Source organism: Pedobacter sp. (assembly GCF_041662865.1).
Classification (GTDB): domain Bacteria; phylum Bacteroidota; class Bacteroidia; order Sphingobacteriales; family Sphingobacteriaceae; genus Pedobacter.
The window spans coordinates 57,097-67,635 of the sequence record NZ_JBAZRL010000014.1 but is presented as its reverse complement, the minus strand read 5'-3'; the positions used below and the strand labels follow the sequence as shown (position 1 = coordinate 67,635).

Sequence of the window (10,539 nt, the reverse complement as noted above, 5' to 3'; positions counted from 1 at the left end):
ATTTAAAAGATAGCTTAAGCAACAAAAGCATCACCTTTTTTGCGCCGACTAATTTGAGTTTTCAAGCAGCAATTAAGAATCTAAATATTTTGCGAAAAGATCAAGGTAAATCGCCTTTGTATTTAAAAGATTGTGATTTAACTCAATTAGATATTTTGATGTGTAGATATATGGTTAGAGGCGGTAGAACAACTGATGCTTATATTCCATTTGCTGATGGCGCATTATATACCAGTATTAAATATGAATATCCAATGCATATTCAATACGATAGATTAAATGCATCAGGCTTTGTTGGTGGTGGACCACAATCTATTATTTACAGCGATCCAAAAGGTAACATTTTTGAAAAATATTGGCAGAGAACAACTACTAATGCTGTGAATATCAAAGCTAAAAATGGAGTAATCAATGTTTTGGCAACACTTCATGATTATGGTTTTAACGAATTTGTAATTAGGGTTAATAATTAAGATTTAAAATAATGAACAATAAAAAATATTTATCATTAATAGGCTTGTTGCTTTTAAGCGTCCTATTTATTACCGCTTGTAAAAAGAATATACCTGATGAAAGACTTTCTTTAGGTAAGGATTCTCAGTTTACAACCACAATTTATCAACCAATCCTAGGAAGGAATACGCTATTTTCTGACAATTTTTTTGTAGGAAGCTCTTCTTTACCTCTTAGTTTTAAAATTGTAAACATGCGTAGGTTCACAGGTGAGCCAGCCCCAGAATTATCGGAATATTTCCCTGTTCAAGTATGGAAATCAGCATATGATGGAACTGAGAAGTCAATAGCAGAAATTGAAGCAAAACGCAAAATTGAAAATCATCAATTATTTGAAATTCGTGAACATTCTGGCCAGTTTTTAATGTGGAATAAAGCGAACTCTAATTTTGTAAAAGTACAACCAGATTCAGGATATGTATTTGATGTAGAAGTATCTAACTCTGGTGGTCGTAGATATTACAAAGATTTGAAATTGCGTCCTTTCAAAGAACGCCCTTTTGAACCTTCTTACGATAATCTAACTACAGGTCAAGGAACTAATACAGGTGTATATCCATCGATAATGGGCGGCATAAGGGGTGAAAAAACAGGCAGATATTTAAACCCGACAGATATAGAAGTTCAGTTTAAAAAGAATAATGCTCCTGGAAACTCGCTTTCTTTCAAGTTTGTAGATACGTTACAACAAGTTATTAATCCGAATAAGTTTGCTGCAACAGATTGGGCAAATCTAGTTCACGGTTTTAATATGGTGAAAAATGACGATTCTGTAAAATTTGATGTCGCATATCCAATTCCACTTGCAGCATTTCCAACAAAATATACAACCTCAACAGGGCAATTGGCTAAAGCATATTTTAGATATGATCGTCAAGGCTTTGGAAATGTTAGGGAAAGCGCTTTGATAGGGATGGACTTTAGCATTTTCGAACAAGGCAATTGGACAATTATATTTTGGTTTAAAACGGAGCGTCCAAAATTCATAAATGATTAATATGAAAAACCTGAAAGAAATTAATTTATTGAATATGAGATATATTTACATAATTACCTTACTATGCCTGTGCTTAGGCTTCAATCAAGATTTAAGAGCACAAACACCAACTAAAAAGACGGTTACTGGTACTGTTTCAGATAATCAAGGTGGTATTCCAAGTGTGAATATCTTATTGGATAGAAGAGCCATAGGAACTACTAACTCAGAAGGTGAATTCTCAGTTTCTGTGCCTGATAATGCTATATTAGAATTCTCTTATATAGGCTATAAAAGTGTTAAGGTAAGTGTTGCAGGAAAAACAAAGCTAACAATCAAGTTAGAAAGTGATAACAACAACCTAAAACAAGTAACAATATCAGGTTACGTAAACAAAACCAAAGAAACTTCGGTGGGTTCGAGCGTTAAAATTTCGGGTAAAGATTTACAAGCAGTACCTGTAGCTAGTGTTACAGATATGTTGCAAGGTAAAGTTGCCGGACTAAACATTCAACAAAATACAGGTTCGCCTGGTATGAGAGGTTCAATGGCTATTCGTGGTTTATCTAGTACCAGCATTACTGGTTCTGGTAACGAAGCATATTTACAACCTACATCACCATTATTTGTGGTAGATGGAGTACCAGTAGATGATAATCAAAACTTTAGCTATGGTTTTCAATCTGCAGGACCAGGCGTAAGCCCAATTTCATTAATTCCACAACAAGATGTGGAGAGTATAGAGGTATTAAAAGATGCTTCAGCAACTGCCTTATATGGTTCTCGTGGTGCTTATGGTGTTATCTTAATCACTACAAAAAGAGGTAACTCTAAAATTCCAGTAATTACGTATAACGGTCAGTTCTTTGTAAGTGCTGTGCCAAAATTACGCTCTGTAATTGGTGGTGTTGACGAACGCAGTTTACGTATTGCTCAAATTTTAGCAAGTGATACGAGTTATTATCATGCATTAGGGTTAATTAACGGAACTTCATTTATTGCAGATAGTTTAAATGCGTACTATAACAACTCAACAAATTGGCAATCGTATTTCTATAGAACTACCTATAATCAAACACACAATTTAAATATTGCAGGTGGTGATGCAGCCTTCAACTATAAAGTAAACTTCGGTTATTTTAAACAAAAGGGTATTCAGGAAAATACAGGTTTTGATAGATCTACCTTAAGGATGAACATGCAATATATGCCTAATCAGAAGTTTAAACTATATGCTACAATTAATGGGGCATTAGGTAAACAGCAGAAGGGTAGTGGTAATGGGTTATTCAACACTGGTATTGCTACAGGGGGTGCTTCATCTTCATTGCTGCCATCGCCCTCCCAATATTCGGCAATCAACTCTGTATTAGGAGCGGTAACTACCGATAATGATAATAAAACGGTCGATTTAACGAATACAATAGAATTAAAGTACGAGTTTATTAAAAACTTAAGCTTAACTTCAAACTTCAATTATACCTTTAACACAGGTACTGAAGATAATTTCTTACCTGCATCTATAAATGGTGATCGTTCTTCTTTATTTGCATACAATAGTGTTAAAAATGCAGTTTACAATAGAAATTTATTACAATATGTGTTTACGCTTAAAGATAAAAATGGAGATGATGCGCATAACTTCTTAGCGTATGTGTTTAACGAAACTAGTTCATCTAATTTTAAGGCAGATGTAATCCAAAATAATAAAGTTGTAAACGATTATTTAAGAGGCCCTATTGTTGGTGTAGATAATTACCTTACTTCATTAGGGGGTACATTAGACAACTTTGCTCAATCACGTTCTGTGGCATTTGCAGGAAGTTTTCAATACAATTACAAACGTAGATATGTGTTAGATGGCTCTTATCGTTTAGATGGTAACTCATCAAATGGCCCTGACGCTGGTTATACCAAAAGTCCATCCATAGGTGTTCGTTGGAACATTAATAATGAGCCTTTCATGGCAAGCCAGGTTGAGAAATGGTTAGATTATGCCTCAATTCGCCTAAGTTACGGTACAGTATTACAACCAAGTGGTACGGTTTACGATGTATATGGAAGATACTTAAACTTAGATAACTACAATGGCACACAAACCGTAGGTATTTCAAATGGTAGGTCACCAAATACTAATCTACAACCAGCAAAAAATACGACGTTAAACTTCGCTTTTGATTTCGGGATCTTAAAAAATAGAATCACCGGTACTTTCGAAGCCTATTATAAACAAACCGATAATTTATTTGGCACCAAAGTATTAGCTAATACAAGTGGCTTTGGCGAGGTGACCACAAACGAAGAAGCTTTAGTAAACATAGGTTACGAAGGTACTTTAACGGGTAGTCTTTTACCTAATGAAAGTAAAGCAAGATTAACTGTAAGTGTAAATGGTGCTATTAATCATGATTATTTAGCTGCTTTACCGAATGGTGTGCGACAAAGTGTAAGATTTGATCCTTCTACAGGTCAAGCAATTTTAAAATCAGTAGGTGCAAATGCACTTGCCAACTTTATTTACAATACCAAAGGTGTATATGCTAATAATAGCGATGTACCTGTAGATCCTTTAACTGGATTGAGATATAGAGCTCGTAATAGCGATGGAACTTTAGGTGGAGTATTAAATTATTTTAAAGCAGGAGATCCTAGATATACAGATGTAAATGGCGATTATATACTTGATGAAAATGACTTAGTTAATGCAGGTAATTCTCAAATCCGTTTTAGTGGAGGAGTAACTGTAGATTTTAGATATAAAAACTTCAGTATGCAAGTACAAGGTACTGGAATTTTAGGTAGAGATATCTTAAACAACGCTTTAGCTTCGCAATTCCAAGCGTTTAATAATCCATTGGCATTAAGTGGTTTAGTGCCTCTAAGTGAATACGATATCTGGAAAAGTGTTGGTCAAAATGCTGTTTACCCTAATCCATACGATTATTTGAGAAGTGGCATTATCAACCCATATCGTTTTGCTCAAACATTGTTTCAAGAAGATGGATCTTATTTTAAATTAAACTATATCTCACTGGGTTATACGTTAAATCAAAAATTCACCAGTCGTTACGGAATGAATAGAGTAGTGTTAGGTGGTACAGTAAATAATGTGTTTATGCTAACTAATTATTCTGGTCCAAATCCAGAAAACGTAACTGCATTAGGTAGAGACTACTCAGGAGGTTATCCAAACCCAAGAACGTTCGTATTTAATTTAAACATCGAGTTTTAATTTTTCAATTATTGATAATGAAAAAATATACAATTATACTTTTAGCAATCTTAACGCTTTCGAGCAGTGGTTGTAAAAAATTCCTAAATATTGTACCAACAGATGCACTGTCAGGTAACAATTTTTGGCAAACTCAAAAGGATGTAGAAACCTTTACCAATGGTTTATACGCTAAATTTAGAAGTAAAGTAAGCGCAGGTTTCATGACTGTAGGAGATTTACGTTCAGCGCCAATTTCTACCACAGACGGTAGTTATGGTGTTTATCTATCTGCTAATGATATATACGGTTTGGCAGCTTATTCATCACCAACCGCTAGTAATCCTGCTAGAACTCAATGGACAATGGGATGGACATTTCAAAACATGACATTGTGGAAACCATTTTACGATATCATTGCTTCAGCAAACTTGCTATATAAGCAAGTAGATGAAATGCCAGCAGGAGTTTTAAGCGCAACTGAAGTAAAAAAATATAAAGCAGAAGCCGTCTTTATGCGCAACTTATGTTATTTTTTCTTGGTGCGTTTATATGGCGATGTGCCTTACAATACAAATGCATTAACTACAGGAGCTTTACCTAGAACACCAATGGTTCAGGTATTAAATAAATGCATCGCTGATATGGAAGCGGCTAAGGCAGATTTGCCATGGACGTATGCAAATCCATCATTGGTTGGTGTAAGAGCGATGAGAGGTGGAGCCATTGCTTTGTTAATGCACATGAACATGTGGGCTGCTGCTTTTGATGCAGAAGCTAATAAGCAAAAATACTATACCGCCGTAAAAGAACTAGGTACTGAAATTAGTAGTTCAACCGATTATGCATTGATGCCTTATACTATAGAAGACAACAAGAGATTGTTTAAGGGGCGCACTAAAGAAAGTTTATTTGAAGTATATCAAAGTTTTAACAACGGCGAGAAATTTTCTACCTACGCTAATTTGGGTTATGTATTAAGTCACTACCCATACTTAGGCGCAACAACTTTTACTACAAGTAGAGGATATTATCAAAAAACTTGGATGGATAAAATTTACAGCGATGGGGTTCCTGATGCTAGAAAAGACCTTTGGTTCGAGAATAGAACCATAAATAACAATACATTTCAGTTTAAAAAGTTTGCTAATACTTACGTAAATGGTATTACGGTGCAAAACGATGATGACATTATTATTTTCCGTTTATCAGATGCTTATTTGTTAACTGCAGAAGCCCTTGCCAATTTAGGAGAAGATACTGATGCTCAAGTCTATTTAAATAAAGTAAGACAACGTGCTAACGCTACAGTTATTGGTTCTACTGGAGATCAACTAAAAGATGATATATATCTGGAACGTGTAAGAGAATTTATGGGTGAAGGACAGTATTACTATGATTTAGTAAGAACTAAGAGAATATGTGATACTAAATATTGTCCATATCCTATTAGTGTAGGTGCTTTTAATGCTGGCGCTTGGACATGGCCAATTGATGAATCTGCATTAACAGAAAACCCAGGTATGACTTTAAATAATTATTGGAGATAAAAATGAAAAAGAACTTAACAATAAAGGCAATCATTTTATTTGCTGTAAGCATTACTTTGTTTACCGCTTGCCAAAAAGATAAATACTTTTTTGATAGTGGTACGCAGAAAGGCACCTTTAATGGCAGCATTTTAGCCTACCTAAAATCAAAACCTGTATACTTTGACACCTTAACCAGAGTAATTGAAATTGCTGGGATGAATGAGGTGTTGGATAAACAAAACGTAACCTTTTTTGCACCAACTAGCTCATCAATCTATAAATCAGTTAAAGGTCTTAATGATTACCTAAGGCAAAATGGTAGAGATACCGTAGCTAAGCTAGAGCAAATTAAGCCAGCAGCCTGGAAAGAACTATTATCGCAATATATCTTTAAAGGAACCAATAAACTTAAAGATTATCCTCAAATTGATACGTTAAACATGGCTGCATTCCCAGGTCAGGGTTACACATCAATGAGTGGTAGAACCATGAATATTGGTGTGCGCTTTAACGATGCAGTAGTTATGGAAGATGGAGTAGAAAAATCAAGGGTAAAATATGCAGGTTATCGCCAGCTATATATCGCCTATATTCCGAATTATGCAGATCCTAAAGTTGGTTTAATCAATATTCCAGTAGCAAGTTCAGATATTGCGCCGACTAATGGAATTGTTCATGTGCTAACACAGGAAGCAAATTATCTTGGCGTTTGGAAAAGCAAACACAACTTTGGCTTTAGTACCAATTTGTTTATCAATACGGTGCAATCTTATGGTATTTTACCTGTAACTCCTTAATTATTAATAGATTAATTATAACGAAACTATGTTTAATAATTACAAAAATATAACCCGTTTAAGTTCAGCTTTAATACTATTGATGACCTTGACTATCTATTCTTGCAAAAAGAAAGAAGTGTTTGGAGAGGATCCATATGCTGGTGGTAAACAACCGCTAGGTATTAAATTTGACAATACCTTACCTGATCCTTCATTAGCTACACAAGGTTCAGAAGTGACTGTTTTCGTGAGGGGTGTAAAGAAATACGAAAACGACTATAAACTATATGTAAATGCAATTGAAGCAACAGTATTAAATTTAACCGATAGTACAATTCGTATTGTAGTACCTGCAAATGCAAGTACAGGTGGTTTATCCATCGTTACCAAAGAACAAACTTTCTTTGGCCCTGTGCTTAATATTGAAGGAAAAGTGAGTATAGATAATTCTTTTCAAACTAATGGAGCCAGCTATCGCGATAATAACTCAAACATTGTCACATCACCAATATTAGATATTGCTACATTGCCAAATGGAAACTCTTTTGTAGTTGGCGGATTTAATAATTTTGATAACCGTTGGACAGAAAAAATACCAAATGGAGGAATTGCTCAAATTGATGGAAATGGAACTTACGTCGCCCCCGTGGCTAACGACGCTGCTGCTGTTAATTTTGGTAAAGGTGCAAATGGTGTATTAACTTCTGTAAATCGTTTAACAAGTGGCGCCAACAACGGTAAATATATCATTTCAGGCATTTTTACCAGCTTTAATTCTACTCGTCCAAACCGTTTTAATATCAATTGCATAACCAGATTAAACAGCAATGGCACGCTTGATAGTACCATTATTGATGTAATTAACCCAACGCCAAATAATATAACTAAAAACAGAGATACCGTACCAAGTTTTAATGGTGGTGTCAACGGGACGATAAGAAAATCATTTGTATATGGTAATCGTTTATATATAGTGGGTGATTTCACCAATTATGTAAGACGTTTTTACGAAAGGTCCACTTATGATACCAAGGTATTGGACGTGGTGAAAATGAGACAGATGGCTTGTTTAAAAATTAATGAAGCTAACCCAGTTGATGAGGGGGATTTAGATTTAACCTTCCATTACGATCCTACAACTAAGCAGAGTCCAATTGCTGGGAATGGTAGTATATATGATGCAATGCAACAGCCAGATGGAAAACTGATTTTAGTTGGATCATTTACTACATTTAATGGTCAACCAGCCAACCATATTGTCCGTATTAATTTAGATGGATCTGTCGATCCTAGTTTTAGTGTTGGCAATGGAGCTGATGATGATATCTCTTCTATCACTTACAATGCAACTACCAATAAAATTCTGATCACTGGCCTATTTAAAAATTTTAACGGCAGCCCAAAACAAGGAGTAGCCATGCTAGAGCCGAATGGAAGCTTAACATCGACGTTCAATTTTGGTACAATTACTTTAGGAGTACCAAACTTTGCCGGTCAATTAAATAGCGGTAAAATTATTGTTTCAGGTAGCTTCAAAACCTATAATGGCGTAATTCGTCAAGGCTTTATGATTTTAAATGCAGATGGATCTCTAGCTGCAGGCTATAACAATACTGGTCAGTTTATAGGTAGTATTTCTAAAATTGTTGAGACAACTTCGGGTGTGAATACCAAAGTTACGTTGATAGGCTACATTTCAAGGTTTGATAATAAAACCTTTAGAAGTATACTTCGAATTACATTAAAACCATAACGCTTAAACATTAGATTATGAAAACATTACATAAAAAGCAACAATTAATAGTGAATAGCTTAGGTTTTATGAGCCTGTTATTGGTGCTATTGTTCATTTCTTCTTGTAATAAGGATTTCCCTAATACCTTAAGAGAAGATTATCCAAATGATACCACGAACTTAAAAGAAGGCAAGCGTAAAGTACTATACATCATATTAGATGGTGTAAGAGGAAATGCGGTAAGTTCAATATTACCCACAAACATCAGCTTGTTAGCTCGTAATTCTATCTATACATATGATGGATTGACGGATTATCAAACAACTACAACAACAAACGCTGCGGCTTGGGCTAATATGACCACTGGTGTAAATGATGCTAAACATAAAATTACTTCTGAAGATTTTGCAGGTAATGATTTGATTAATTATCCTACACTGTTTACCAGATTTAAAGCCTCAAATTCAAAATATAGAACTGTATCTATAGCGGCTAGTACTGCATTTAATGCAAATTTAGCAGTTGATGCCACAGAAAAACAAACCCTAGGCACAGATTTGGCAGTAAAAGATGCTTTAATTGCTGAGTTAAAAACTAAAGATGCAGATTTAATAGTTGCACAATTCCATGCTGCAGAAACAGAAGGAGCTGCAAATGGGTATGAAACTACAAATACAGCGTATACTGCAGCCATTACCACATTAGATGGGTACATTGGAAATATCATTTCAGAGTTAAAAGCTAGACCAAATTTTGATAAAGAAAATTGGTTAGTAGTTATTGCATCCAATAAAGGTGGTGCAGCTACACCTGCCCCAGGTACTGGTAACACTGGCGCTTATGGTGATCCTACTAGAAATAATTTTATTATTTATTACAATCCTAAATTTTCAACTCAACCTCTGTCAAGACCAGATGCCAATTCATTCCCATATGTTGGTTTTGGGCCAAGATTTCAGGCTACAACTACTTCAGCAGGTTTTGCAAAGTTAAGTAATACTACTCTTGGTAATTTCGGCTCAGGTGCTTCTGCTCCAGAATATACATTTATGTTTAAAATGAGAGATGATGCAACTTCAAATAACTCTTATCCTTGCTTTTTAGGTAAAAGAGCTAATTTTAATAGTGTTGATGGACTGGGATGGACATTCCTTTTCGGATCTGATGACTATCAGTTGGATTGGGGAGGTACACCTCGTCCTGGTGGCGGTAAGGTTCGTGATGGAGTTTGGCATAGTATTGCTTTTAAGATTTTTAATTTAGGCGGTAGAAGATACCTCAACTTATTTACCGATGGCGTTAAGAAGACAGCAAATTTAGACATTACAGGAAAGAGTATAGATAACAATACACCAATTCAAGTTGGTGCAATACAAGCAGTAAATAGCTATGAGTTAACTAATATCATTATAAAGGATATAGCCTTATATAATATAGCGATGACAGATGATGAGCTGATTGCAAGCATGAGAAAACAAATCACAACAACTAGCCCTTATTTTGGTAATTTATTAGGATGGTGGCCTGGAAATGAAACCACAGGAACAACAATAGCAGACATGTCTGGAAAGAATAACAATTTTACAGCTAATGCTAATGTAACTAGAGCTTCTTTTGAAGATTTGTCCCCAAATATCAGTCCTCTAATTACTCCTTCTAGTTATAGAGTAGTGATCAACAGTGTTGATATCCCTACGCAAATTTACCAATGGATGGGCATTGCTCCGCCAGCCGATTGGAACTTAGATGGTAAAGTTTGGAAATTATTATATACAGACGTTCGCAATAACTAA

Annotated in this window: 7 protein-coding genes; all 7 read left to right on the top strand. The window is 35.1% G+C overall.

The window, feature by feature from the left end; translation table 11 throughout:
* On the top strand, positions 1 to 473 hold a 473-nt coding region (locus WC622_RS07100; protein ID WP_372818635.1), incomplete at its 5' end, for a hypothetical protein.
* A gap of 11 nt (positions 474 to 484) precedes the next feature.
* On the top strand, positions 485 to 1,510 hold the full coding sequence (locus WC622_RS07095) for a DUF5007 domain-containing protein (protein ID WP_372818633.1): 1,026 nt from the start codon (positions 485 to 487) through the stop codon (positions 1,508 to 1,510).
* 1 nt (position 1,511) lies between these two features.
* A complete protein-coding gene (locus WC622_RS07090; protein ID WP_372818632.1) occupies positions 1,512 to 4,721 on the top strand; it encodes a SusC/RagA family TonB-linked outer membrane protein in 3,210 nt (1,069 codons plus the stop codon).
* Between the two features lie 17 nt (positions 4,722 to 4,738).
* On the top strand, positions 4,739 to 6,250 hold the full coding sequence (locus tag WC622_RS07085; protein WP_372818630.1) for a RagB/SusD family nutrient uptake outer membrane protein: 1,512 nt from the start codon (positions 4,739 to 4,741) through the stop codon (positions 6,248 to 6,250).
* A 2-nt stretch (positions 6,251 to 6,252) separates the two neighbouring features.
* Entirely contained in the window at positions 6,253 to 7,029 is a 777-nt protein-coding gene (locus tag WC622_RS07080; RefSeq protein ID WP_372818628.1) for a fasciclin domain-containing protein, read from the top strand.
* Between the two features lie 82 nt (positions 7,030 to 7,111).
* Entirely contained in the window at positions 7,112 to 8,764 is a 1,653-nt protein-coding gene (locus WC622_RS07075) for a DUF5008 domain-containing protein (RefSeq protein WP_372818626.1), read from the top strand.
* 17 nt (positions 8,765 to 8,781) lie between these two features.
* Positions 8,782 to 10,539: a hypothetical protein gene (locus WC622_RS07070; protein WP_372818625.1), complete on the top strand. Its 1,758-nt coding sequence runs from the start codon at positions 8,782 to 8,784 to the stop codon at positions 10,537 to 10,539.